We start from the raw sequence: 25,443 nt of genomic DNA on the forward strand, positions 1-25,443 counted from the left end.
GGATACATCAGATGTCACAGCCGTTGGGACTCTTCAACGGTACCGCGTCACCACCGACTTCGACAACTTGTAGAAATGTTCCGTGCACGAACGTGCAAGGGTGCTGCACGGCACAACCGTGCGGCACGGATGTGCCGATTCCTGCTCCGCCGAACGACGACAGGCGCCGGGCAGTTGCCCGACGCCTGTCGTCTAACGCACGAGCACTGTTGTTACAGCAGGCCCTCGTCGGTCAGGAACTCCTTGGCGATGGTGGACGCCTTCTCCTTGTCCGCCGTGCTCTTGGTGTTGAGCTCGATCAGGGCCTCGGGCGTCAGCTTCTCGTTGACCGAGTCGATCGCGTCCGCGGCCTTGTCGTTCACCTTGTCGGAGACGACGGGGATGACGTTCTGCGGCAGGATCAGGTTCTCCGGGTCCTCGAGCGTGACGAAGTCGTTCGCCTTGATGCTCGGGTCGGCGCTGTAGATGTCGGCAAGCTGGACGGTGCCGTCCTTCAGCGCCTTGACTGTCAGGGCCCCGCCGGAGTCCTCGACCGCCTTGAAGTCGACGTCGACGCCGTAGACCGACTTCAGGCCCTTCGGACCGTACGGACGGGTCTGGAACTCGGAGTTCGCGCCGACGGTGAGCTTCGACGTGACGTCCTTCAGGTCGGCCAGGCTCGTCACGTCGTTGTCCTCGGAGAACTTCTTCGTGACGGTGTAGCTGTCCTGGTCGGTCGCCTCGGCCTCGTCGAGGACCCGGAGGCCCTTCGGCAGCGCCGTCTCGAGGCCGTCGTCGATCTGGTCGGCGGTCTTCGCCGTGGAGTCCTTGTCGAAGTACTGCAGCAGGTTGCCGCTGTACTCGGGCATGACGTCGATCGCGCCCTTCTCGAGCTGCGGGATGTAGACCTCGCGCTGCCCGATGTTGAAGTTGCGCTTGACCTCGAAGCCGTTCTTCTCGAGGACCTGTGCGTACAGCTCGGCGATGATCTCGTTCGAGTAGTACTGCTGCGAGCCGACGACGATCGTCTTGGAGTCGGACGACGCGCTGGAGCCGCTGTCGAGCGGGTCACTCGACGCGCAGCCGGTCAGGGCGGCGGCGACGCCCAGTGCGAGCGCTGCTGCGACGCCCGCACGGATCTTTGCTGTGATCACGATGGATTTCCTTCCGGGATGGGATTGCGGGCTCGCTCGCGCGATCCCTGGCGCTGCCGGGCCGACGGGTCGGCGGTGCCCTTGGGCACCGACGCCCGCTGCAGCACGGCGAACACGATCTCGAACGCGATCGCGAGTGCGATCACGAGGATGGAGGCGCCGAGCATCTCGGCGTAGTCCTGGGTCTTCAGACCGAGGAAGAAGTAGCCGCCGAGGCCGCCGGCACCGACGTACGCGGCGAGCGTCGCCGTGGCCACGACCTGCAGCACGGCTGCGCGGAAGCCGCCGATCAGCAGGGGCAGGCCGAGCGGGACCTCGACCTTCCACAGGATCTGCCAGCCCGTCATGCCCTGGGCCTTGGCGGCGTCGACGGTCACGGGTTCGACCGACTCGATGCCCGAGTACGCACCAGCCAGCACCGAGGGGATGGCGAGCACGACGAGCGCCAGGAGCGGAGCCTGCAGGCCGATGCCGAGCAGGAGTCCGAACAGGGAGAGCACGCCGAGCGTCGGCAGTGCGCGGATCCCGCCGGACACGGCGATCGAGAAGCCCCGTGCGCGGCGCGTGTGGCCGATGGCGTACCCGATCGGCACGGCGATCACCGAGGCGATCACCACGGCGAGCAGCGTGATCCAGATGTGCTCCCAGAGGCGGCCGGGGATCGCGTTGTACCCGGAGTAGTTGGTGGGGTCGAAGACCCAGGCGAAGGCCTGTCCGATGATCACGAGGCGACCTCCGCTGCTTGCAGGACACGGCGGGTCCGGCGGCGCGACACCGAGGTCGTCCGGGTCCACGGCATGACGATCCGGCCGAGCAGCACCAGGATCCCGTCGAGCACGAACGCCAGGACGAGGACCATGACGATGCCGGAGATGATCTCCTCGTAGATCCCGCGCCCGAGGCCGTCCGTGAACAGCGACCCGAGGCTCTGGATGCCGAGGACGGCGCCGACGGTGGTCAGCGAGATCGTGGACACCGAGACCACCCGCAGCCCGGCGAGCAGCACCGGCCCGGCCAGCGGCAGTTCGACGCGGAAGAACCGCTGCGCCGACGAGTACCCCATCGCGGTCGAGGCCGACTTCGTCCCCGAGTCCACCGAGGTGAGCCCGTCGACGGTCGACCGGACCATGAGCGCGAGGCCGTACAGGGTCAACCCGATCACGACGTTGACCGGGCTCTGCAGCCCGGTGCCGATGATGCCCGGCAGCGCCACGAACAACGCAAGGGACGGGATCGCGTAGAGCAGTCCGGCGAACGTCACGATGCCGCTGCCGACACCCGAGGCGAACCGCGATCCGCCGGGTCGCTGGAGTCGGACGACGAGCCAGCCGATGGGGATGGACAGCAGGAACGCGATGATGATCGGCGGGATGGCGATGGCCAGGTGCGCGACCGTGGCGTCACGGATCGTGTCGAGGTTCGCGAGGACCCACTTCACCGCGTGCCCTCACCCTGCGCCGGAGCACCCGGGGCGTCGAATGACGCTCCGGCCTGGTTCGATGCGGGGTCGGCCTGTACCGCTGCGGCGGCGTCGACGACGTTGACCGGTCCGGTGAGGACACCGGCTGCACGCCCGTCGCCGTCCACGACGATGGGGCCCGTGGGCGTGTGCTCGACGCGCAGCGACCGACGCCCTCGGCCGACGCCGATGAAGTTCGCGACGAAGTCGTCCGCCGGCTCGGCGAGGATCTCGGACGGCGTGCCCTGCTGGGCGATCTCGCCGCCCTTCTTCAGGATGACGACCTGGTCGCCGAGCTTGAACGCCTCGTCGATGTCGTGCGTCACGAACACGACGGTCTTGCCGAGTTCACGCTGCAGGCGGATGAGCTCGTCCTGCAGGTCGTTGCGGACCAGCGGGTCGACGGCGCCGAAGGGCTCGTCCATGAGCAGGATGTTCGGGTCGACGGCGAGGCCGCGGGCCACACCGACGCGCTGCTGCTGCCCGCCGGACAGCTGGGACGGGTACCGGTCGGCGAACGCCCGGTCGAGTCCCACGGTGTCCATGAGCTCGAGCGCACGCGTGCGGGCGTCGGCCTTCGACACCCCGGTGAGCAGGGGAACGGTCGCGATGTTGTCGACGACCTTGCGGTGCGGCAGCAGACCGGAGTTCTGCATGACGTACCCGATGCTCCGCCGGAGCTTCACGGGGTCGACGCCGGAGACGTCGGATCCGTCGATCTGCACGGAACCCGAGGTGGGGTCGACCATGCGGTTGATCATCCGGAGCAGCGTCGTCTTGCCGCAGCCGCTGGAGCCGACGAAGACGGTGGTGGTCCGGGACGGGATCACGAGGTCGAAGTCGTCGACCGCGGTGGTGCCGTCCGGGTAGGTCTTTCGTACCGAGCGGAACTCGATCATGGGTGCCCTTCTGTTCGGAGGTAGCCCGACTCCGGATGAGAGTACCCGTCGGGTCCGACAGCGGTTCACCCGTTCCGGCACGCGGCGCGTCCCGGACAGGTGCGCACCGCCGTGGACCGGACCGAGCGCACGACGGAACCAGCGCGGACGACGACGCCCGCGCCTCCTGTTCGGAAGCACGGGCGTCGTCGGATGGGTGCGGGACCCCGCGGCGGTCAGCCGGCGGCGACCACGGACTCCATGTGGGCACGGCTCATCGTGCGGTACTCGGCGATGAGCGCCGTGTCGGGGTGCTCGCGGTCGCGGTGCGCCCGCGCCAGCACGGCGTGGCCGGACTCGGCCAGCACCACCCAGGCACGTGCGATGCGCTCGTTGTCGGGCAGCCCGAACCGGTCGCGCATGATCTGCCCGACGGCGGCGCCGAGCGCCCCCATGCGGTCCTCGGCGTCACCGGTGCCGGTGTCCGCGGTGTCGCCGAAGCGGATCGCGCGGAAGCCGGGCTCGGTGCGGTACAGCTCGGCGGTCTCGTCGATCAGTGCGTCGCAGGCCTGCTGCCAGGTCTCCGCGCCGCTCGCGTCGAGCGCCGCGACGAAGCGCGCTGCGAGCCGCTGCGTGCAGCGGATGGCGAGGGCGTCGACCACGGCGATGCGGTCCGGGAAGTAGCGGTAGACGGTGCCGATGGACGCTCCGGCACGCTCGGCGACCATCGCGGTCGTGAGTCGCTCGAACCCGATCTCGTCGATCACCGCGGCAGCAGCGTCGAGCAGACCCGCGAGGCGCGCCGAACTGCGGGCTTGGACCGGCTCGTTCCTGAGCAGTGATGATCCCCCCGGCAGAGCGTTCGTTACCTCGGTGACGAGCACGTGTTCTCCTCTTGCGCTCCAGCGCGGTTCGTTGGTGTGACGAGGATGATTTTCGCAGAGACCGGCTGGAACATGGCTGCGACTCACCACAGGTGCCGCGGGACGTGGACTTCCGGGTCCTGCATGGGATGATGGGGCGATGCCCGACCCGACGCCCCACGAGCCGTCGTTGGCCGAGCCGCTCCTGCACCGCGCGGCCCGCATCGAGGACGCCGTCCAGGAGTTCCGCGAGCACCGCGCCCGAAGCCGTGGCCTGGTCCCGACCGTCGTCCCCTACACCGGCTACGGCGCTCCCGGATGGGTCCGCATCCTCTGCCGCGTGCTGCTGACCCGCCGTGGCCTCGCCTCAGACGTCTCGTACGCCGGTGTCCGCGGGTGGAAGAGCTTCACGAGCGTCGCGGTCGACCACGCCGAGGTCACCGTCACCGCCGGTGGGGTCTCGCACGTCGTCGAGACCGACCGTGGCGGGGTCGTCGACACCATCGTGCCGATCGACCTCGAGCCGGGCTGGCGCACCGTCCGGTTGTCGGCCGGCGGCGGGCGCGACGTCGAGGCGGACGTGTTCGTCGTGCACCCCGACACCCGCTTCGGGTTGCTGTCCGACATCGACGACACCGTCATGGTGACCTCGCTCCCCCGTCCGATGCTGGCGGCGTGGAACTCCTTCGTCCTCACCGAGCACGCCCGCCGCCCCGTGCCGGGCATGTCCGTGCTGTACGAACGCGTGCAGGCGCAGCACCCCGGCTCCCCGACCGTGTACCTGTCCACCGGTGCCTGGAACGTCGCGCCGACCCTGCAGCGCTTCCTGACCCGCAACATGTACCCGTCCGGCACGCTCCTGCTCACCGACTGGGGGCCCACGCACGACCGCTTCTTCCGGAGCGGGCAGCTGCACAAGCAGCAGAACCTGCGGCGCCTGGCGAAGGACTTCCCGGACGTGCAGTGGCTGCTCGTCGGCGACGACGGCCAGCACGACGAGTCGCTGTACGGCGAGTTCGCCCGCGAGCACCCGGAGAACGTCGCGGGCGTCGCCATCCGGCAGCTGTCCACGAGCGAGGCGGTCCTGGCCGGCGGACGCTCCCGGGCGCAGGAACGCTCCCGCGACACCTCGGCGCCGTGGGTCTACGCACCCGACGGTGCCGGGCTCTGGTCCGAACTCGCGCGGGTCGGGCTCGCCGAGGCGGACGCCTCCGACCCGGCCTGAGCGAGGCTTCAGGCACACCGACGGCACACGGCCGCCAGACGGCCGGCGGCCCGTCCGCGCGGCCACGACGCTCGGCCTCCGGGTGTTCGATCGGGGCATGAGCACCGACACGGACCGGACCGCCGACACCGAGCGAGCACCCGCGCCCCCCGCGACTCCCCCGAACCTGATCGAGGACCACGCCGTCATCGGCGACACCTCGACCGCCGCACTCGTCGGCCGCGACGGCACGATCGACTGGGCGTGCCTGCCGCGGTTCGACAGCGCCGCCACGTTCGCCTCGCTGCTCGGCACCGAGGACCACGGGCACTGGACGCTCCGACCGACCGACCCCGCGGCGACGGCGCACCGGAAGTACCACGGCGACACCCTCGTCCTGTCGACGGTGTGGACCACGGCAGACGGTGCCGTCGAGGTGACCGAGTTCATGCCCGTCGGCGCGCACCGCCCGTCCATCGTCCGGCGTGTCCGCGGATTGAGCGGCACGGTCGAGGTGCAGCAGACCCTGCGGATCCGGTTCGACTACGCCCTCGCGCTGCCGTGGGTGCGCCAGATCGGCGGCGACGATGACCCGGCACTGCTCGCCACCGCCGGCCCCGGGTCGGTCATCGTGCGCGGCCCGCGCTTCCGGGCCTCGGACCACCGGCACACGGCCACCGTGACGATCCACGACGGTGACGTGCTCGACACCGTCCTCACCTGGTACCCCTCGCACCGCGAGCCCCCGGAACCCGTCGACGTCGACGCCGAACTCCACCGCACCGTGACGTGGTGGACCGACTGGATGGCGACGGCACGCACCGAGGGACGCTACGCCGACGCCGCCCGCCGCTCGCTCTTGCTGCTCCGCGCGATGACCCACGGCGAGACCGGCGGGGTGGTGGCCGCCGTGACCACGAGCCTGCCGGAGGACCCGGGCGGCGAACGCAACTGGGACTACCGCTACGTCTGGCTCCGCGACGCCTCCCTCGCCCTCGCCTCGCTCATCGCGCACGGCTACCGCGACGAGGCGGCGCACTGGCGCGGCTGGTTGCTCCGCGCCATCGCCGGCGACCCCGCCGACGTGCAGATCATGTACGGCATCGCCGGGGAGCGCGAACTGCCGGAACGGGAGCTCCCGCACCTGCCCGGGTACGCCGGCTCGACGCCCGTCCGGGTCGGCAACGGCGCGTACACGCAGTACCAGGGCGACGTGTTCGGCGAGGTCCTGGCCGCCCTGCACGACGCCCGCGAGCTCGGGGTCGAGGAGAACGCCGACTCGTGGGCCCTGCAGCGCGCCCTGCTCGGCTACGTCGAGGAGCACTGGCAGGAGCCCGACAACGGCATCTGGGAGATGCGCGGCCCGCGACGGCACTTCACGCACTCGCGCGCGATGATCTGGGCCGCGTTCGACCGTGGGGTCGCTGCGGTCGAGGAGTTCGGTCTCGAAGGGCCCGTGGACCGCTGGCGCACCCTGCGCAACCAGGTCCGGGCCGAGATCGAGGAGCACGGCTGGAACGCTGCACGCGGCAGCTACCGGCAGCACTACGACACCGACGAGGTCGACGCGAGCCTGCTCGTCCTGCCGCAGATCGGCTACGTCTCCGCCCACGACGCCCGCATGACCGGCACCGTCGCCGCCATCGAGCAGGACCTGTCCACCGGCTCCGACGGTCTCGTGCTGCGGTACCGGACGTCGTCGGGGTTCGACGGGCTCGCCGGCGCGGAGCACCCGTTCCTGGCGTGCTCGTTCTGGCTCGTCGAGCAGTACGCGGCCTCAGGGCGGATCGACGACGCCGAGCGCCTCATGGACGTGCTCGTCGGGTACGCCAACGACGTCGGCATGCTCTCCGAGGAGATCGACGTCGCCACCGGACACCACGTCGGCAACACCCCGCAGGTGCTGTCGCACCTGACGCTCGTGTCCGCGTCGGACGCGATCGCGCGGGCGCGGGGCGCGTCGACCGGGCACCGCACGCGGCTGCCCGTGCACGACGGCGGCACCCGCTCGTGGACCGGCGAGGGCGAGCGGGCGGGCACCCCCGCCTGACGCGGTGGTCCTGACCACGAAACGGACGGGAGGCGCGGTGCCAGCTGGCTCCGTGCCTCCCGTCCGCAGTTCCGCCCGTTCAGGGCGCGACGGTCACGTCCGTCAGGACGACGACTCCCAGTCCGCCGGGCCGCGCGAACCGGCGCGGTACTCCTCGAGCGGGACCTCGTCGGCCTTCCAGGCCTTGACGACCGGCTCGACGATCTCCCAGCAGCGCTCGGCCACGTCGCCGCGGATCGACAGCAGCGGGTCGTCGTGGAAGATGCCGTTCAGGACCTCGCCGTAGGGGGTCAGCTCGCCGTCGCTGAACGACGACGACAGGGTGACCTGGCCCATCTCGAACGGGTTGCCACCGCCGTTGGCCGACACGGTCAGCTCGATCTCGTCCGGGTTCAGGACGATGCGGAGCGTGTCCGCCTTCGGGCGACCGCTCAGGCCGGAGGGCAGGCGCGTGACCGGCTTGAAGGTGATCAGGACCTCTTTCCGGCTGTTGCCGAGTGCCTTGCCGGACCGCAGCGTGAACGGGACGCCCTTCCAGCGGGCCGTGTCGACCTCGACCGAGATCTCGGCGAGCGTCTCGGTGCTCCGCGACTTGTCGACGCCGTCCTCGTCCTGGTACGACGGCAGCTCCTTGCCGTCGATCGTGCCGGCCGTGTAGACGGCGCGGCGCGACGCGATCTTCGCGTCGTCGCCCTTGAGCCGCGTCGAACGGAGCACCCGGGCCAGGGACGAGCGGAACTCGACCGCGTCGATGTCCGCCGGGGCGTCCATCGTCACGATGCCGAGGATCTGCAGCAGGTGCGACTGGATCATGTCGACCATCGCGCCGGCCTCGTCGTAGTACTGGGCGCGGTTCTCGAGACCGAGGGTCTCGTCGTAGAAGACGTCGACCTTCTCGATGTTGTCCGCGTTCCAGATCGGCTCGAACAGGCGGTTCGCGAAGCGCAGACCGATGATGTTCAGGACCGTGGTGCGTCCGAGGAAGTGGTCGGTGCGGTGCACGCGCTCTTCCGGGACCAGCTTCAGCACGGTCTCGTTGAGGGCCTGGGCGCTCGCGACGTCGGTGCCGAACGGCTTCTCGAAGGCGAGGGTGGTGCCAGCGGGGAGCTCGACCTGCTGCAGTGCCTCGCAGATGTCGGAGGCGATCTGCGGGGGCAGGGCGAAGTAGAGGATCGGCTCGGCCTCGGCCGCCTCGAGCAGTGCCGTGAGGTGCTCCGGGTCGGTGGGGTCGCCCTGGATGAACTGGGTCGACGCGAGCGTCGCGTCGACCTCGGGTCCCTTGACGTCCTGCGACGCGAAGGACTTCGTGACGATGTCCTTCCACTGCTCCTCGCTGCGGGCGCTGCGGCCCGTGCCGATGAGCTGGACGGGAACCGCTCGACCGCTCTGCAGGAACGTGCCGAGTCCCGGCAGCAGCAGGCGGGAGGCGAGGTCGCCCGTCGCGCCGAAGATGATGAGGGTGCGCTTGTCGGTCACCTGAGGTGACTCCTTTCGCTGTGGTGGGAGGTCCGCTCCAGTCAAGCCGCGGGCGGGCCCGTTTGTTCCGGATCGGGGACCGGAGATCGTGGGGCGCTGTGGTGTGCAGCGCCGGGTCGTGCGCTGCATTGCCAGCGCAGGGTCGTGTGCTGTGGTCGTGCAGCGCCTGGACGCACTTCGGGCGGCACCGGATGTGGTGCCGCCCGAAGTGTCAGGTGCGTTGCAGCGTCAGGTCAGTGCCCGAAGTTGCCGCGGTAGTACTCGTAGACCCAGCCGACCAGGGTGACCGCCACCAGGGCGAGTCCGATCGGGACGATCCACAGCCCGGCTGCGACACCGAGGAAGCAGACGGCGACCGCTGCTGCCAGCAGGATGGGCCACCACGACCACGGGCTGAAGTGCCCGAGCTCGGCGTCGCCGTCCTCGATGTTTGCGTCGGGGCGGTCCTCGGGCAGCACGCCGCCCTGGGACGCCATGACCTTGCCGAGGTAGAAGGCGATGAACGCGGACATGATGCCGGTCAGGCCGATCGCCACGGTGCCGACCCACTCCGGGTGGCCGTAGTAGAGCAGCGCCCAGATCGTGTACGCGGCGTCCGCGAGGATGAAGAACCCGAAGAGGATCCAGAACAGGTTGGTGTTCGCGCGCATCGGCTTACTTCACCTCGCCCTTCGCGGCGTCGTAGGTCGGGGCATCCGGGGCGTCCTTCGCGGGGCCGACACCGATCGGCACACCTGCCTCGGGGTGGTTCAGGTCGAAGGCCGGGGACTCGGAACGGATCCGCGGGATCGACGTGAAGTTGTGGCGGGGCGGCGGGCAGCTGGTGGCCCACTCGAGCGAGCGGCCGTAGCCCCACGGGTCGTTCACGGCGACCTTCGGTGCGTTCCGGGCCGTCACGTAGACGTTGAAGATGAACGGGAGGAACGAGATCGCGAGGATCATCGAGCCGATCGTCGACAGCTGGTTCATCCAGGTGAAGCCGTCGTTCGGCAGGTAGGTCGCGTAACGACGCGGCATGCCGATGACGCCCAGCCAGTGCTGGATGAGGAACGTGGTGTGGAACCCGATGAACAGGAGCCAGAAGTGGATCTTGCCGAGACGCTCGTTGAGCATCTTGCCCGTCCACTTCGGCCACCAGAAGTAGAAGCCGGAGAACATCGCGAAGACGACGGTGCCGAAGACCACGTAGTGGAAGTGCGCCACGACGAAGTACGAGTCGGACACGTGGAAGTCGAGCGGCGGCGACGCCAGGATCACACCGGTGAGGCCACCGAACGTGAACGTGATGAGGAAGCCGACGGCCCACAGCAGCGGGGTCTCGAACGTCACCGAGCCACGCCACATGGTGCCGACCCAGTTGAAGATCTTCACGCCGGTCGGGACCGCGATGAGCATCGTCATGAGCGAGAACCAGGGCAGCAGCACGCCACCGGTCACGTACATGTGGTGCGCCCAGACCGTGACCGACAGGGCCGCGATCGCGATGGTCGCGTAGACGAGGGTCTTGTACCCGAAGATCGGCTTGCGGCTGAAGACCGGGAAGACCTCGGACACGATGCCGAAGAACGGCAGCGCGATGATGTACACCTCGGGGTGCCCGAAGAACCAGAACAGGTGCTGCCAGAGCAGCGCACCGCCGTTGGCCGGGTTGAAGATCTGCGCGTCGAACACCCGGTCGAGCCCGAGGCCGAACAGCGCGGTGGCGAGCACCGGGAAGGCCATCAGGACGAGCAGCGCCGTCACGAGGGTGTTCCACGTGAAGATCGACATGCGGAACATCGTCAGACCCGGGGCACGCATCGTGATGATGGTGGTGATGAAGTTCACCGCGCCGAGGATCGTCGAGAAGCCGGTCATGCCGAGTCCGAAGACCCAGAGTGTGCCGCCGAGCCCTGGTGTGAACGTCGTGTCACTCAGTGGCGCGTAGGCGAACCAGCCGAACGAGGCCGCACCCTGCGGGGTGAGGAAGCCGCCGACCGCGATGAGCGAGCCGAACAGGTAGAGCCAGAACGCGAAGCCGTTGAGTCGCGGGAAGGCGACGTCGGGAGCACCGATCTGGAGCGGCATGATCGCGTTCGCGAAGCCCGAGAAGAGCGGCGTCGCGAACATCAGCAGCATGATCGTGCCGTGCATCGTGAAGAGCTGGTTGTACTGCTCCTTCGTCGCGACCACGTGCAGGCCGGGCTCGAACAGCTGGGCACGGATGACCAGGGCCATCACACCCGCGAGCAGGAAGAAGACGAACGACGCGATCAGGTACATGTACCCGATGGTCTTGTGGTCGGTGGAGGTGATCCACCGGACGATGATGTTGCCCTTCCGGCCCACCTTCGACGCCTGGAAGTCCGGCGAAGCAGTCTGGGTCGGTTGGCCGACGAAAGACGTTGTCATCTGACGAGCCCCTACTTGTTCTCGCTGGACGCCTCGACCGGCGCCTTGTTGTTCGGTTCGTTCGTGTTGGTGTTGTACTCGTCGCCGAGGAGCCCGACCTTGCCCTGGTCCTTCAGGGTGTCGAGGTAGTCCTGGTACTGCGCCGGCGTGACGACCTTCACCTGGAAGAGCATCAGCGAGTGGTACTCACCGCAGAGCTCCGCGCACTTGCCCTGGTACGTCCCGAGCTTCTCCGGGATGAAGTACTCCCAGTTCGTCTTGCCGGGGAGCATGTCCTTCTTGTACAGGAAGTCGATGATCCAGAAGGAGTGGTCGACGTCGCGCGAGGAGAGCTCGATCGCGACCTTCTTGCCCTGCGGCAGGTAGAGGGTCGGCAGCTGCGACTCGTCGATGGCGCCCTTGGCGTTCTCTTCTTCCTGGGCCTGGATGCCCTGGTAGTAGACGCTGTCCTCGGGGTTGTCCTTGTTGATGTAGTTGAAGTCCCACGCCCAGCGCTTGCCGTACACGTGCACGGTGGCGTCGGGGTCGTCGAACGGCTTCTCGATCGCGGCCTGGTCCTTCGCGGTGAAGGCGAAGAAGCCCAGCACGAGGATGAGCGGCACGATCGTGTAGAAGATCTCGAGCGGCATGTTGTAGCGCATCTGCACGGGCAGGCCGGTCTGGCCCTTCCGGCGGCGGTACACGATGGCGGCCCAGATGATCAGGCCCCAGACGATGAGACCGACGGCGAGGAGCACCACCCAGCTGGTGGTCCACAGGCCGACGATGCGGCTCGTGTGGTTGGTGACGTCCTTCGTCTCCTCCGTGCCGGGGAGCCATCCGTTCATCTGCTGCTGCGTGCAGCCAGCCAGTGCGATGACCAGACCGACGGCCACCGGGACGGCCGCCCAACGTATACGGCGATTCGAACGCACTGTTACCTCTCGCAAAAGACGTGAGCCCGGAGCCGAACCCGCCGAGCCGCACGAAGGCGACACTTGGCTGGCTCCCAGCTTGATTGGAACACTCCTAGCTTACTCGCAGCTCGGTACCGCTCGCGCACACCCGACACGCTCATCGCCGCGATCCGCACTCCTGACCGGCCGTTTTCCCCGGTCACACTGCGACCGCACCCCGCGACGAACGCGAGCGGGGAGCGACCGTGTCGGTCGCTCCCCGCTCGCGTGTCGGATCGGCTGGTGATCAGTGGAAGCTGTCACCACACGCGCAGCTGCCCTGCGCGTTCGGGTTGTCGATCGTGAAGCCCTGCTTCTGGATGGTGTCCTCGAAGTCGATCGTCGCGCCGTCGAGGTACGGGACGCTCATCTTGTCGACGACGACCTCGACCCCGTCGAACTCGGCGGTGACGTCACCGTCGAGCAGGCGCTCGTCGAAGTACAGCTGGTAGATCAGACCCGAGCATCCCCCGGGCTGGACGGCGAGGCGCAGGCGCAGGTCGTCGCGGCCCTCCTGCTCGAGGAGACTCGCCACCTTGCCGGCCGCGGCGTCGCTCAGGAGGACGCCGTGCGAGGCCGCCTCGGTCACCGGTGCGTCGGTGGTGATGGTGTCGCTCATCGCGCGTCTCCCTCCGGGCGGTGCGGTTCACCGCGCCTGGCGTCGATTGTAAGCACCGTCAGCTGCGCGTCGCGAGCCTGGCGAGCAGGATCGCCTCGGACGCGATGGCCCGGTGCAGGACGCCGAGGTGCTGCGACTCGTTCGGGCTGTGGGCGCGGGTGTCCGGGTCCTCCACCCCGGTGACCAGGATCTGGGCCTCCGGGAACTCTGCCGCGAGGTCCGAGACGAACGGGATCGAGCCGCCGATGCCCTGCTCGACCGCCTCGGCCCCCCAGCCCTCGCGCATGGCCGTGCGGGCCTCCTGGACGGCCCAGCCGGCCGTGTCGACGAGGAAGCCGTCGCCGCTGTCCGGCTCGGAGATCTCCAGGCGGGCGCCGAAGGGCACGTGTGCCCGAAGGTGCCGCTCGACGGCCGCGTACGCCTCCGTGGCGGGCTGACCGGGCGCGACCCGCACCGACACGCGGGCGGAGACGGTCGGCAGCAGCGTGTTGGAGGCGTTCGCGACGCTCGGCACGTCCATGCCGGTCACGGTGATCGACGGCTGGAACCACATGCGCGACAGGACCTCGCCGGTTCCGATCGGTCGGACGCCCTCGACCAGGGCCGCGTCCACGGCGAGCTCGTCGTCGGTCCGTGCCGGGACGTCGGCATCGTACGAGGTGAGCCCGTCGACGGCGACCGAACCGGCGTCGTCGTGCAGCGACGCGAGCAGCTTGACCATCGGGATCATGGCGTCCGGCGCCGCTCCCCCGAACATCCCGCTGTGGCTGGCGTGTTCGAGGGTCGTCAGGGTGAGCTTGAAGGTGACGTTGCCGCGGAGCGAGACCGTGATCGACGGCACGTCCACCGACCAGTTGTCACTGTCGGCGACCACGATGACGTCGGCTGCCAGGCGCTCCTTCTGGTCGGCGAGGAAGGTGCGGAAGGACCGGGAGCCGAACTCCTCCTCGCCCTCGACGAACAGGACGACACCGAGGTCGAGGTCGTCGCCGAACTGCGCGTGGATCGCTCGGAGTGACGCGATGTGGGCCATCACACCGGCCTTGTCGTCCGAGGCGCCGCGACCGTACAGCCGGTCACCGCGGAGGGTCGGCTCGAACGGCGGCGTCTCCCACAGGGCGTCGTCGCCCTGCGGCTGCACGTCGTGGTGGGCGTAGAGCATGACGGTCGGCTTGCCGTTCCGGGCCGGGCGGACGGCGAGCACGGCGGGCTGACCGAGCTCGAGCGGCTCGTCGTCGCTGATGGCCGAACGGATGATCTCCACCTGGTCCTCGGCGAAGACACCGGTGCTCAGCGCCAGGTCCGCCACGGCACGCGCGCTCGCGAGCACGTGCGACTCGTCGAACGCCGACCACGACACCGACGGGATCCGCACCAGCGCGGACAGATCGGCGATCGTCGTGGGCAGTGCACCCTGCACCTGTTCGCGCAGGGCGTCGAGGAGAGCGGGGTCGGTCGCGGAGCTGGGCTGTGCGGTGTCGGTCATGCCCGGTAATCTAGAGGACGATCCCGCACGCACAACGCCGTTAGGAACGCACCGTGGCGAAGGCAGCCCCCAAGACCAACACGACCGTGAACCCCACCGAGGAAGAACTCCTCGAGCAGGGCAAGGGCCGCCCGACGCCGTCCCGCCGTGAGCGCGAGGCAGCGAACCGCCGCCCCCTCGTCGGCAACACGCCGGTCGACAAGAAGGCCGCCCGCGCGCGTCTCAACTCCGACCGCGAGCGTGCCCGCGTCGGCATGGCCAACGGCGAGGAGCGCTACCTGCCGGCGAAGGACCGCGGTGAGCAGCGTCGCTTCGTCCGCAACTGGATCGACGCGCGCTGGAACGTCGGCGAGATCATGATGCCGGTGCTCGTGCTGTTCCTGATCGTCGGGTTCGCCGCCTCGCAGACCGCGATCGCCTCGTACTCGCTCCTGCTCGTCTGGGCGTTCGTGGCCCTGTTCGTGCTCGACTGCGTGGTCCTCTGGCTGTCGATGCGTCGCAAGCTCACCACCAAGTTCGGCGAGATGCAGCGCGGCACGTTCCTCTACATCCTGACGCGCGCGTGGCAGCTGCGGTTCCTGCGCCTGCCGAAGCCCCAGGTCAAGCGCGGGCAGTACCCCGCCCTCTGACCCCAGGGTCGCTGTCCGAAGCGCCGTCCGGCCTCGCCGGGCGGCGCTTCGTCGTCTGGCGTGCGAGGGGCGGTCGGCGACGTTCCACGACTCGCCGCATGCGCGTCGCCGAGGTTCCACAGACGGCCCGCCCGCGCGCCGAGGTTCCGAGATCTCGGACACTCAGCGGCCGCGGCCGGGCGTGGCCACGCACCGGCGGACGGGAGGCCCGTGACGGGATCGCACCGGGCCTCCCGTCCCATGGGTGGTCGGCGAGGTTCCACGACTCGCCGCATGCACGCCGCCGAGGTTCCACAGACGGCCGCTGAGGGACGCGAGATGCCGAGATTTCGGAACCTGGAGGGCGCCGGGCGGGACGCGCCGGGCGGGACGCGCGGGCAGGACGGGACGGACGGGACGCCCGCCCGCGCTCAGCGCGCGGCGCGGCGCAGCCGCTTGCTACGCAAGCGGTTGATGCGCGTGGCCCAGCTCGGCCCCTCGTAGAGGAACGCCGTGTAGCCCTGCACCAGGGTGGCACCGGCGTCGATGCGGTCCTGCACGTCCTGCTCGGTCGTCACCCCGCCGACGGCGATGACGCAGAACTCGGCGGGCACCGCGGCACGGACCCGACGCAGCACCTCGAGCGAACGCGCGGCGACCGGAGCGCCGGAGAGTCCCCCGGCACCCATGGCTTCGACGTCGGCCGGGTCCGCGGTGAGCCCCTCACGGGAGATCGTCGTGTTGTTGGCGATGATGCCCGACAGCCCGAGCGACACCGCGAGGCCGGCGATGGCGTCGACCTGCTCGTCGGTCAGGTCCGGCGCGATCTTCACCAGCACGGGCGTGTCGCCGGCGGCGTCGCGGACGGCGGACAGCAGCGGTCGGAGCTGGTCGAGTTCCTGCAGGCCGCGCAGGCCGGGCGTGTTCGGGGAGCTGACGTTGACCGCCAGGTAGTCGGCGAACGGCGCGAGGCGTCGTGTCGACTCGAGGTAGTCGTCGATGGCGTCCTCGACGGCGACGACCCGGCTCTTGCCGATGTTCACGCCGATGACCGGGCGACCCGGGTTGCGTCGGGCGCGCTCGAGCCGTCGGGCAGCAGCACCGGCGCCGTGGTTGTTGAAGCCCATCCGGTTGATGAGGGCGCGGTCCTCGATGAGACGGAACAGGCGCGGACGCTCGTTGCCGGGCTGGGGCTTCGCCGTGATCGTGCCGACCTCGACGTGACCGAAGCCGAGCAGGCCGAGACCGCCGATGCCGCGGGCGTCCTTGTCGAACCCGGCGGCGAGGCCGAAGCGCGACGGGAAGTGGATGCCCATCGTCGTGATGCCGTCAGCAGCTGCCGGGCGGGAGTACCGCTCGACCAGACCGCCCACGAACGGCACGTGCGGCAGCGCCTTGATGACGGCGAACGCAAGGTGGTGCGCCCGCTCGGGATCCATCTTGGCGAAGACCGACCGGAAGACGACGGCGTACCCGGAGCGGACCAGGCCTTCCGCGACGCCGCTCACGCGCCGGCACCGGCCGACGAACCGGCGGCACCCGCAGGCGAACCGGCGGCACCCGACGCCGCGCCCGCAGCGTGGTGGTCACGGCGGAGCTGGCTGATGGCGTCCTCGAAGTCCTCGAGCGAGTCGAACGCCTGGTACACGCTGGCGAACCGCAGGTACGCGACCTCGTCCAGCTCACGGAGCGGCGCGAGGATCGCGAGGCCGATGTCGTTCGCGTCGATCTGGCTCGAACCGGACGACCGGACGGTCTCCTCGACCCGCTGCGCGAGCACGGCCAGGTCGCCGTCGGTGACCGGGCGCCCCTGGCAGGCCTTGCGCACGCCGGAGACGATCTTGTCGCGGCTGAAGGGTTCGGTGACGCCGTTGCGCTTGACGACGTTGAGCGACGCGGTCTCGGTGGTCGAGAAGCGTCGTCCGCAGTTCGGGCACTGTCGACGGCGGCGGATGGAGGTTCCGTCGTCGCTCGTCCGTGAGTCGACGACGCGGGAGTCCGGGTGGCGGCAGAAAGGGCAGAACATGTCGTCGCCCAGGCTATCGGTTCGTGCGCTCCGTCACGGCGGCGCCGTGCGCGGGGAGCTGCTCCTCGGTCGACAGCGCGACGATGTGCGCGGCGACCTCGTCGAGCGCCGACGCCGAGTACCGGATGACCTGCTGCGGCCGCAGGAACGTCGACGCGGACAGCCCGGAACCGAAGCGCGCCTGGCCGCCGGTGGGCAGCACGTGGTTCGACCCGGCCAGGTAGTCCCCCAGGCTGACGGGCGTGCTCGGCCCGACGAACACCGCTCCGGCGGCGTCGATGTCGGCGAGCACCGCGTCGTCGTCGGCCGTCTGGATCTCGAGGTGCTCCGGCCCGTACGCGTTGCTCACGGTCGCGGCGTCGGCGAGCGAGTCCACCAGCACGATCGCGGACTGCGGTCCGTCCAGGGCGGTCTGGAGGCGCGCAGCCGTCCCGAGCACCGCCGTGCGTTCCGGGATGGCGGCTTCGACCGCATCGGCGAACGTCGCCGACGTCGTCACCAGCACACTGCCGGCCTGCTCGTCGTGCTCGGCCTGGCTGATGAGGTCGGCGGCGACGAACCCGGGGTCGGCTGTCTCGTCGGCGATCACGAGGATCTCGGTCGCGCCGGCCTCGGCGTCGATGCCGACGACACCGCGCACCAGGCGCTTCGCGGCGGCGACGTAGTTGTTGCCAGGACCGGTGACCAGGTCGACGGGCTCGAGGTCGATCGCGGGGACGCCGTACGCCAGCGCGCCGATCGCCCCGGCACCGCCCATCGCGTAGACCTCGTCGATGCCGAGCAGTCCGGCCGCGGCCAGGATCGTCGGGTGGACCGCACCGCCGTGGTCGCGCTGCGGCGGGGACACGAGTGCGATCGACCTGACCCCGGCGACCTGTGCGGGCACGACGTTCATGACGACGCTCGACGGGTAGACGGCCTTGCCGCCGGGCACGTAGAGGCCGACGCGGCGCATCGGCTGCCAGCGCTGGTGCACCTCGGCGCCGTCGGCAAGCGTGGTGACGGAGCCGGCCGGCACCTGTGCGGCGCTGGCGGCGCGGACGCGGAGGATGGCTTCGTCGAGCGCTTCCCGTAGTTCGGGGGTCAGCCCGGCCACGGCTGCTGCGATCTCGGCGACCGGCACCCGGACGTTCGCCGGGGCGCCGCCGTCGAAGCGTTCGGCCTGGTCGTGCAGTGCGTCCGCTCCGCGGTGTCGGACGTCCTCGACCAGCTCGCGGGCGGCGTCGACCGCGTGCGAGACGTCACCCACGGCGCGCGGCATGAGTCGGAGGAGTTCGGCACGGGCGGGCAGGCCGCCACGGAGGTCGATTCGCTGCATCATCAGGGGACAAGCCTACCGAGGTGCTCCCCCACGCCCAGTAACGTGAGGGTCGATGAACTTCGAGAAGGCACGGCGCCTCGTCAGCGACCTCGTCCGGGTGAACGAGCGGTACGCGCGGGACGGCCACTACCGCAACGACGTCCGCGAACGACTCGGGCGCACGGTGTCCCGCGTGGACGTCGGCGTGGCCCGGCGCGAGCGTGACCGCGCACCACTGGCTGCCCGACCGTTCGAGGGGCTGGTCGAGACGAGCCTCGCCCTGGCGGGCATCCGGACGGTCGACCGGGAGCCCGAGGTCGTGCTCGTCGTCGACGAGCTCCGCGAGGGCGCGGCGTTCGCCGGGGTGCAGACGGCGCTGGCCGTCGCGATCGCGCTCGGCGCACGCCTGGGCCGGTCGGTCCGGGTCGTCATGGTCCGCTGGACCACGCCCGGCAACAGTGCGGCCGCGGCCGAGGCGCTCGTGGCGGACCGGTTCCCAGAGTCGCGGGTCGACGGCCGCCCGGGGGTCCGCGTGGTCCGACGCGAGGACGTCCTGGACACCGAGTTCGGCCGCGACGACGTCTGGATCGCCACGCACTGGAAGACCGCGCACCCGATCGACGTCGCCGTGACCGCCGGGGTCGTCCCGCGCGACCGGGTGGTGTACCTGGTGCAGGACTACGAGCCCGGCTTCAGCCCGTGGTCGACCGAGTACGCCGTCGCCGCCTCGACCTACCGTGCCGGCTTCCGGGTGCTCGTCAACTCGGAGCCCCTGCGGAAGTACCTGGCCGACGTCGAGGACCTGGACGTGCCGGCGGAGCGGACCTTCGCACCGCACCTCGACGTGGAGCTGCTCGAACGCGTCGCCACGGCCCGACGGCACGAGGACGTCGTCCGGGTGCTGTTCTACGGCCGCCCGAGCAAGCACCGCAACCTGTTCCGGCTCGGTGTCGCCGCCCTGCGCGTCGCGGTGCAGGAGCTCGCGGCCGACGGGATCCGGGTGGAGTTCCACTCGGCCGGCGAGCAGCACGGCGACGTCGAGCTCGACGGCGGCAGGGGCGACGTCAAGCTCGTGAGCCACGGCACGATGCCCTGGGACGACTACTTCCGCTTCATCGCCTCGACCAACGTCGTGCTCTCGCTCCAGCACAGTCCGCACCCGAGCCACCCGCCGTTCGACGGTGCGATCTCCGGCGCCCGCGTGGTCACGAACGAGTTCCGCGGCACCCGTGCGCACCTGCACCCCAACCTGACGGCCGTGCCCGCCGACGCCCGGTCGCTCGGCCTGGCCGTCGCCGACGCCGTCCGCCGCGCCGCGGCCGAGGGCCCCACCGGCTTCGCCCCGCTCGCCGAGCACGCGCTCGGCGGTCCGCTCGACGCAGCCGTCGACGCACTCGCGAACGCGCTCGAGCACGACAGTCGCGACAGCCGCGACAGCCGCGACAGCCACGACGACCAGCACGACCACGAGGAGCCCGCCCGATGACCCGCACCACCCTCGTCGTCGTCCCCGTCTACGGAGACCTCGAGTCCCTGCTGCGCTGCGTGGACGGACTCGTCGAGCACCTCGACACGTCCGTGCACCGGGTGCTGCTCGTCAACGACTGCGGCCCTGACGCCGACGCGATCGAACGCGCCCTGCTCGAGCGGATCGACGGTCGGCCGGGGTTCCGGTACGAGCGCAACGACCGCAACCTCGGGTTCGTCGGCACGTGCAACCGCGCCGTCCTCGAGCTCGACCGCGGCACCGGCACCGGCACCGGCGACACCGGCACCGGCGACACCGGAGAGGCCGTCCTGCTGCTCAACAGCGACGCCGTGCCCACCGCGGGCTTCCTGGACGCCATGCTCGACGTGCTCGACGAGGACCGCACCGGTGTCGTCACGTCACGGAGCGACAACGCCACGATCGCGAGCATCCCGTACCGCCTGACCAACCGGGGTGCAGCACGCACCGAGGAGCGCACGCGGGCCGTCTGGGGAGCGATCGCCCCGCTCCTGCCGATCTCGCAGGTCCTGCCCGTCGCGATGGGCTTCTGCTTCCTCACCCGCCGCGAGCTGATCACCGAGCACGGGTTGTTCGACGACGCCTTCGCCCCCGGGTACGGCGAGGAGAACGACTACTGCCTGCGCCTCGCCGAGCACGGCTGGACGTCGCGGATCGCCAACCGTGCCCTGGTCCTGCACGCCGGTGGCAAGAGCTTCTCGGGCAACCGCAACGCCCTCCGCGCTGCGCACCAGCGCGAACTCGAGCGCCGCTACCCGTTCCTGCCGGACGCCGTCGCCGCCTACCAGCGGCACGGCTCGACGGCGACGGAGCGCTTCGCCGACGCGCTGGTCCCCGCGGGTCCCCCGCCCCGCCTCGCCGTCGACCTGCGGCACGTCGAGGACGCCGGTGGCCTGGTCCGCGAGATCGACGCGGCCTTCGCGGACGGCTTCGACCTGGAGGCCCGGCTCGCCCCCGGCACGGCGGCCCCCGGTGGGTGGACGGTCACCTCCGACGCCCCGAACCCGGACGACCTCGTCACCGTCACGGTCCTCGTGGACCCCACACCCGCCGAGGTCGTCGCCGCCAACCGGCGGTCGCTGGAGCTCGTCGTCGTGCGGTCCGCGCCGACCACGCTGCCGTGGTCGTCCCCGGCGCACCGAGCCGGAGCCGACCAGGTCGCCGTGCTGCTGGACCCGCACGTCGTCGCCACGACCCGCGGCGGACTCGTCGCGGCGCGCGAGCAACTCGACCGTCGCCTGACCGCGCCGCTCGCGTCGCGCTCCGAGGCCCTCGAGAGCCGATGGGCAGCGCTCCTCCCCCTCGACCTCACCGCCGCCGAGGTCGCGGCGGGGAACGCCTCCGACGAGGTCACCCGGCTCCGCCGCGAGCTCGACGACCTGCGCGCGAGCCGCTCGTTCCGCACCGGCCAGGCGATCGCCAAGGTCGCCGCACGGCTGCCGGGTCGCCGCTGATGGCCGAGGCGAAGGGCCTCGGCCGCGTCGCGCGACGCCTGGCGCGCCCGTTCCGTGGCCCCGAGAAGCCGTTGACCGTCACGGACCGGCTCGACCGCTGGGCCCGGCGGATCGCCGAGTTCGGTGTGCTCGACCGCGCGTACTTCGAGGCCCAGACCGGACGGACGTTCGACAGCGACGCCGACGCCATCGCGTTCTACGTGCACAACGACGGGCAGCGAGGACTCTCGCTGCACCCGCTGATCGAGCACGAGTGGATGCGCGAGCACCAGCCCGTCCCGGCGATGTCCTGGTACGACGCCCTGCACCAGGAGGGCCCGGAGCTCTTCCAGACCGGACCGCTCTTCGACGCCGGCGTGTACGCCGCCTCGGTGCCGGAAGCCGACCGCCCGGCGTCCACGCTCGATGCGCTCCGCGACTTCCTGCGGAACGCGACCGACGCGACCACGCTCCCCGTGCCTCCCGGCCGCCGTGGCCACGCACCGACCTGGGGCGCCGCACGCGACGCAGCCGTCTCCGCTGCCCGCGCCTTCGCCGACGCGCAGCACCGGACCCGGCGCCGCTACCGGGCCACGTGGGACGGGCCCGACGTCGCCGAGGCGCTCGGCCGGTACCCGCGCGGTGTCGCGCGACGCGACGCGGAGCAACCGCTCGTGTCGATCGTGATGCCGGTGTACCGGCGCGCCGACGTCGTCGGTGCGGCGATCGCCTCGGTGCGCGCGCAGCAGCACGCGAACTGGGAGCTCCTCGTCGTCGACGACGGATCCGGTGACGAGACCGCCGAGGTCGTGCGCCGGATCGCCGCCGACGAACCGCGCGTCCGCCTGGTCGAGCGGGAGAACGGCGGGGCGGGAGCCGCGCGCAACACCGGACTCGCGGCGGTGCGCGGCGACTTCGTCGCGTTCCTCGACGCCGACAACACCTGGCGACCCGAGCACCTGTCCGCCGCACTCGCCGGGCTGCTCGAGACGGACGGCCCCGGCGTGCACACCGGCGTCCGGATGATCGGCGCGAACAACGCCGACGACTCCACCGCCCCCGCCGAGACGTACCGCGGCGAGGACGGCACGCTCGACGACCTGCTCGCCGGCAACTTCATCGACCTGAACGCGCTCGTCGTCCGTCGTGACGTCGCCGCTGCCGTCGGCCCGTTCGACGAGACCCTGCGCCGCTGGATCGACTGGGAGTGGCTGCTGCGCATCGGGAAGCGCTCCGGCGTGCCCGCGTACGTACCCGTGATCGGTGTCGACTACGACAACGTCCGCGACCCGCGGCGGGTCTCCTCCGCCCAGCCCGCCTCGTGGCAGGAGGTCGCGCTCGCCCGCCACCGCATCGACTGGGACGCCCTTGCCGAGGCAGCACCGGCGCGCGACGCCGGACTCGTCTCCGTCGTCGTGCCGGTGTTCCGCGACTGGACGATGACCCGGCGCGCCGTGGACGCCGTGCTGCACGCCGCCGACCACGAGGGCGACCGGGTCGAGGTGGTCCTGGTCGACAACGGCTCACCGCGCTCGGTCTCGGCCGTGCTCGGCGCCTGGTTCGGCGACGAGCCGCGGGTCCTGCTGCAGCGCGAGGACCGGAACCGGAACTTCGGGCTGGGCAGCGACCTCGGCCTGGCCCGGTCCACCGGCGGCACCGTCGTCATGCTCAACAACGACACCGAGGTCACGACCGGGTGGCTGCGGCCGCTGGTCTCCGCGCTGGACGACCCGTCCGTGCTCGGCGCGCAACCGCTGCTCGTGTACCCGGACGGGGTCGTGCAGGCAGCGGGCACGGTGTTCGGCGGGGACAAGGTGCTGCCCTGGCACTTCCTCGGCGACCACCCGCGGCACGATGCTTCGCGGGCGTTGGCGGGTGCCGGGACCGACGCCGCCCGGCTGGGTGCTGCCGGTGGTCGCCGCTTCTCGGCGATCACTGCTGCTGCCGCTGCGTTCCGGGCCGTCGACCTGATCCGCTGGCACGGGTTCGACCCGGTGTTCGCGAACGGGCTCGAGGACGTCGACCTGTGCCTGCGGGCCCTCGATGCGTCGCCGGACGGCTCGGCGTTCGCCGTGGTGCCGTCATCGGTCGTCGTGCACCACGAGAGCCGCACCCCCGGTCGCGACGACGCCCGGGTCGACAACCGGCGGGTGTTCGACGAGCGCTGGCGTGGGCGGTACCCGGCAGCGGACGCTGGAGCACACTACGAGGCGGCCGGGCTGCGGTGGCTCGGTGTCGAGCCGGGGCTGCCGAAGGGGCACGCCGTGATGGTGCGGTCGTCGCGGCCGATCGTCGTCAGGGACCTCGCTGGAGCTGCCGGTGCTGCTGGTGCTGCCGGCGGTCCCGGTGCTGTCGGTCTCCGGGTCGCGGTGAAGCACGACGGGACTCGGATGGCAGACGTCACCGCGCTGGTGACGGCGCTCGAGGCGGTCGGGCACGCCGTGCAGGTCGATGTTCCGACGTCGTGGTACCGGGGGTCGAGCGGACTCGACGACGTCACGGTGCTGGTCGGCGGCGGCACAAGGTCGGACGTCTCGTCGTTCGTGCCGCAGCCCGGCGCGCGGAACGTCGTGTGGCTCGCGGCGGGGCAGGTCGTGGCGGGCGGGGACTTCGCCGAGGTCGTGCCGGCCGGTGCCGGTGTCGAGCAGGTCGTCCGGACGCTCTGACCCGAGGCTTCGTCGCCTCCCAGGCACATTCTTCGGGGTCGTTCACCCGCTTCCGAGGCGATCGCTCCCCGTTGTTCACCTTCGGCGCGCAGCATGTGCCGTATGTCGCTCATCTCAGACGTCGTGCGGTCGACCTTCACGACCAAGTGCTCGGTGTGCGGTGCAGTCATCCTGAAGCGCGATGCGCTCGACCACGAGGGCCAGGCGTTCTGCTCGGTCCTGCACGAGGCCGAGTACATCGTCGCCACGCTCGACTGACGCCACCCCGCTCTCCGGCCGAGTCCCCGTAGGATCGGTCGGTGCCCGATCGCCTCCTTGCGGTGTTCCCTGCCTACCGCGACAACCCGTACCTCAACCTCATGCTGCTGGCCCCGCGGGCACGCGGCTGGATCGTCCTCGAGAGCCTGCGTCTGGAGCAGCTCGAGCAGCACCTCGGCCGGCTCGGTACCGGCGACGTCTTCCACATGCACTGGACGTCCCCGATCGTGCAGCGACACGACGACGACCTCGACGAAGCGCAGGCGCGGCTCGATCGCTTCCGCGCCGCCGTCGACGCGGCGCGCACGCGCGGAGCACGTCTCGTCTGGACCATCCACAACGTCCTCCCCCACGATGCACGGCACCTCGAGCTCGAACTCGACCTGAACCGCTACCTGGCCGGCGCCGCAGACGTCGTCCACGTGATGAACAGGGACACACCCACGGCCGTGTCCTCGTACTACGAGCTCGACCCGGCGAAGGTCGTGCACCTCCCGCACCCGAGCTACCAGGGCGTGTACCCGGACTCGGTGTCGCGCGAGGAAGCGCGTGCGTCGCTCGGACTCACTGACCTCGACCACGCCGTCCTCGCCTTCGGCCAGATGCGCCCGTACAAGGGCATCGACGTCCTGGTCGAAGCCGTCCGTGCGCTCGCCCCCGCTGAGCGTCCGGTTCTGCTCCTCGCCGGCAGGACCTCCGACGAGGACCGCGCCGTCATCGATTCGCTGCTCGGCGACGACGTCCGTGCTGTGCGCGAGCACGACCACGTAGAGGACGTGGACGTGCAGCGGTGGTTTCGGGCGGCCGACCTCGCGGTGTTCCCCTACCGCCGCGTCCTCAACTCCGGCGCACTGCACCTCGCCGCGTCGTTCGAGGTGCCGGCCGTGCTACCGGACGAGCCGTACCTGCGTGCGGAGTTCGGGGGCGAGGAATGGGTCCGGTGGTTCGATCCGTCGGACGCGGCATCGTCGCTCACTCCGGGATCGTCTCTCGCCTCGCTGTTGATGGGTCCGGCGGCGGCGGTGGGAGCGGACGTGTTCAGCCGACGGCTCGCGCCGTTCAGGCGGTCGCGAGCGTACGCGGAGCTGCTGGAGCGGGTCCGGGGCTGAGCGTCGGGCGGGGGGGCATGCTCCTCGGCGAGCGCGCCACTC

General features: G+C 70.6%; 22 protein-coding genes. 8 read left to right on the top strand and 14 right to left on the bottom strand.

The window, feature by feature from the left end:
- Nucleotides 1-212: 212 nt before the first annotated feature.
- The 5 genes from EDF28_RS10890 to EDF28_RS10910 form a co-directional block, all read right to left on the bottom strand.
- On the bottom strand, nt 213-1,133 hold the full coding sequence (locus EDF28_RS10890; protein ID WP_123340387.1) for an ABC transporter substrate-binding protein: 921 nt from the start codon (nt 1,131-1,133) through the stop codon (nt 213-215).
- Nucleotides 1,130-1,858 (bottom strand): ABC transporter permease, encoded by a 729-nt coding sequence (locus tag EDF28_RS10895; RefSeq protein ID WP_111085762.1) that lies wholly within the window; start codon nt 1,856-1,858, stop codon nt 1,130-1,132. Before EDF28_RS10895 ends, EDF28_RS10890 begins: the two co-directional genes overlap by 4 nt.
- A complete protein-coding gene (locus tag EDF28_RS10900) occupies nt 1,855-2,571 on the bottom strand; it encodes an ABC transporter permease (protein ID WP_123292494.1) in 717 nt (238 codons plus the stop codon). Before EDF28_RS10900 ends, EDF28_RS10895 begins: the two co-directional genes overlap by 4 nt.
- A complete protein-coding gene (locus tag EDF28_RS10905; RefSeq protein ID WP_123938286.1) occupies nt 2,568-3,491 on the bottom strand; it encodes an ABC transporter ATP-binding protein in 924 nt (307 codons plus the stop codon). The genes EDF28_RS10900 and EDF28_RS10905 overlap by 4 nt, the downstream gene beginning before the upstream one ends.
- A gap of 215 nt (nt 3,492-3,706) precedes the next feature.
- The gene (locus EDF28_RS10910; protein WP_248703474.1) at nt 3,707-4,237 is read right to left on the bottom strand and encodes a TetR/AcrR family transcriptional regulator; all 531 of its coding nucleotides are present in this window, start codon (nt 4,235-4,237) and stop codon (nt 3,707-3,709) included.
- A gap of 256 nt (nt 4,238-4,493) precedes the next feature.
- On the opposite strand from EDF28_RS10910, the gene EDF28_RS10915 reads away from it, so the two are divergent.
- Nucleotides 4,494-5,558, top strand: coding sequence for an App1 family protein (locus EDF28_RS10915; RefSeq protein WP_111085765.1), 1,065 nt, complete (start codon nt 4,494-4,496; stop codon nt 5,556-5,558).
- A gap of 97 nt (nt 5,559-5,655) precedes the next feature.
- Complete coding sequence (locus tag EDF28_RS10920; RefSeq protein ID WP_123938288.1) at nt 5,656-7,587, top strand: glycoside hydrolase family 15 protein; 1,932 nt, start codon at nt 5,656-5,658, stop codon at nt 7,585-7,587.
- Between the two features lie 102 nt (nt 7,588-7,689).
- Here EDF28_RS10920 and EDF28_RS10925 read toward each other — a convergent pair whose 3' ends face one another.
- From EDF28_RS10925 to EDF28_RS10950, 6 genes are all read right to left on the bottom strand, one after another.
- The gene (locus tag EDF28_RS10925; protein ID WP_123938289.1) at nt 7,690-9,063 is read right to left on the bottom strand and encodes a glucose-6-phosphate dehydrogenase; all 1,374 of its coding nucleotides are present in this window, start codon (nt 9,061-9,063) and stop codon (nt 7,690-7,692) included.
- A 233-nt stretch (nt 9,064-9,296) separates the two neighbouring features.
- Nucleotides 9,297-9,713 carry a cytochrome c oxidase subunit 4 gene (locus tag EDF28_RS10930; protein WP_111085768.1) on the bottom strand — a complete coding sequence of 139 codons (417 nt, stop codon included), beginning with the start codon at nt 9,711-9,713 and terminating at the stop codon, nt 9,297-9,299.
- Nucleotides 9,714-9,717: 4 nt separating this feature from the next.
- Nucleotides 9,718-11,454 carry a cytochrome c oxidase subunit I gene (gene ctaD / locus EDF28_RS10935; RefSeq protein WP_173168381.1) on the bottom strand — a complete coding sequence of 579 codons (1,737 nt, stop codon included), beginning with the start codon at nt 11,452-11,454 and terminating at the stop codon, nt 9,718-9,720.
- An 11-nt stretch (nt 11,455-11,465) separates the two neighbouring features.
- A complete protein-coding gene (gene coxB / locus EDF28_RS10940) occupies nt 11,466-12,368 on the bottom strand; it encodes a cytochrome c oxidase subunit II (RefSeq protein ID WP_111085770.1) in 903 nt (300 codons plus the stop codon).
- Between the two features lie 268 nt (nt 12,369-12,636).
- Nucleotides 12,637-13,008, bottom strand: a complete 372-nt coding sequence (locus EDF28_RS10945) for an iron-sulfur cluster assembly accessory protein (RefSeq protein WP_111085771.1) — start codon at nt 13,006-13,008, stop codon at nt 12,637-12,639.
- Nucleotides 13,009-13,066: 58 nt separating this feature from the next.
- A complete protein-coding gene (locus EDF28_RS10950; protein WP_123938290.1) occupies nt 13,067-14,494 on the bottom strand; it encodes a dipeptidase in 1,428 nt (475 codons plus the stop codon).
- A 53-nt stretch (nt 14,495-14,547) separates the two neighbouring features.
- On the opposite strand from EDF28_RS10950, the gene EDF28_RS10955 reads away from it, so the two are divergent.
- Nucleotides 14,548-15,123: a DUF3043 domain-containing protein gene (locus EDF28_RS10955; RefSeq protein WP_260154877.1), complete on the top strand. Its 576-nt coding sequence runs from the start codon at nt 14,548-14,550 to the stop codon at nt 15,121-15,123.
- Between the two features lie 410 nt (nt 15,124-15,533).
- Here EDF28_RS10955 and EDF28_RS10960 read toward each other — a convergent pair whose 3' ends face one another.
- The 3 genes from EDF28_RS10960 to hisD are packed head-to-tail and all read right to left on the bottom strand — an operon-like array spanning nt 15,534 to nt 18,449.
- Nucleotides 15,534-16,610, bottom strand: coding sequence for a quinone-dependent dihydroorotate dehydrogenase (locus EDF28_RS10960; protein WP_123938291.1), 1,077 nt, complete (start codon nt 16,608-16,610; stop codon nt 15,534-15,536).
- The gene (nrdR, locus tag EDF28_RS10965; RefSeq protein WP_123938292.1) at nt 16,607-17,128 is read right to left on the bottom strand and encodes a transcriptional regulator NrdR; all 522 of its coding nucleotides are present in this window, start codon (nt 17,126-17,128) and stop codon (nt 16,607-16,609) included. The genes EDF28_RS10960 and nrdR overlap by 4 nt, the downstream gene beginning before the upstream one ends.
- A 13-nt stretch (nt 17,129-17,141) precedes the next feature.
- Complete coding sequence (gene hisD, locus EDF28_RS10970) at nt 17,142-18,449, bottom strand: histidinol dehydrogenase (protein ID WP_123292487.1); 1,308 nt, start codon at nt 18,447-18,449, stop codon at nt 17,142-17,144.
- 52 nt (nt 18,450-18,501) lie between these two features.
- On the opposite strand from hisD, the gene EDF28_RS10975 reads away from it, so the two are divergent.
- The 5 genes from EDF28_RS10975 to EDF28_RS10990 all read left to right on the top strand — a co-directional run bounded on the left by EDF28_RS10975 (nt 18,502) and on the right by EDF28_RS10990 (nt 25,401).
- Entirely contained in the window at nt 18,502-19,914 is a 1,413-nt protein-coding gene (locus EDF28_RS10975) for a hypothetical protein (protein WP_123938293.1), read from the top strand.
- Entirely contained in the window at nt 19,911-21,389 is a 1,479-nt protein-coding gene (locus EDF28_RS10980; RefSeq protein WP_123938294.1) for a glycosyltransferase family 2 protein, read from the top strand. The genes EDF28_RS10975 and EDF28_RS10980 overlap by 4 nt, the downstream gene beginning before the upstream one ends.
- Nucleotides 21,389-24,034, top strand: coding sequence for a glycosyltransferase (locus EDF28_RS10985; protein WP_185094214.1), 2,646 nt, complete (start codon nt 21,389-21,391; stop codon nt 24,032-24,034). Before EDF28_RS10980 ends, EDF28_RS10985 begins: the two co-directional genes overlap by 1 nt.
- A gap of 102 nt (nt 24,035-24,136) precedes the next feature.
- Nucleotides 24,137-24,292: a hypothetical protein gene (locus EDF28_RS19250; protein WP_165900991.1), complete on the top strand. Its 156-nt coding sequence runs from the start codon at nt 24,137-24,139 to the stop codon at nt 24,290-24,292.
- A 41-nt stretch (nt 24,293-24,333) separates the two neighbouring features.
- Entirely contained in the window at nt 24,334-25,401 is a 1,068-nt protein-coding gene (locus EDF28_RS10990) for a glycosyltransferase (protein WP_123938296.1), read from the top strand.
- Nucleotides 25,402-25,443 lie beyond the last annotated feature (42 nt).

Origin of the sequence: Curtobacterium sp. PhB137 (assembly GCF_003814955.1) — a bacterium.
Classification (GTDB): Bacteria; Actinomycetota; Actinomycetes; order Actinomycetales; family Microbacteriaceae; genus Curtobacterium.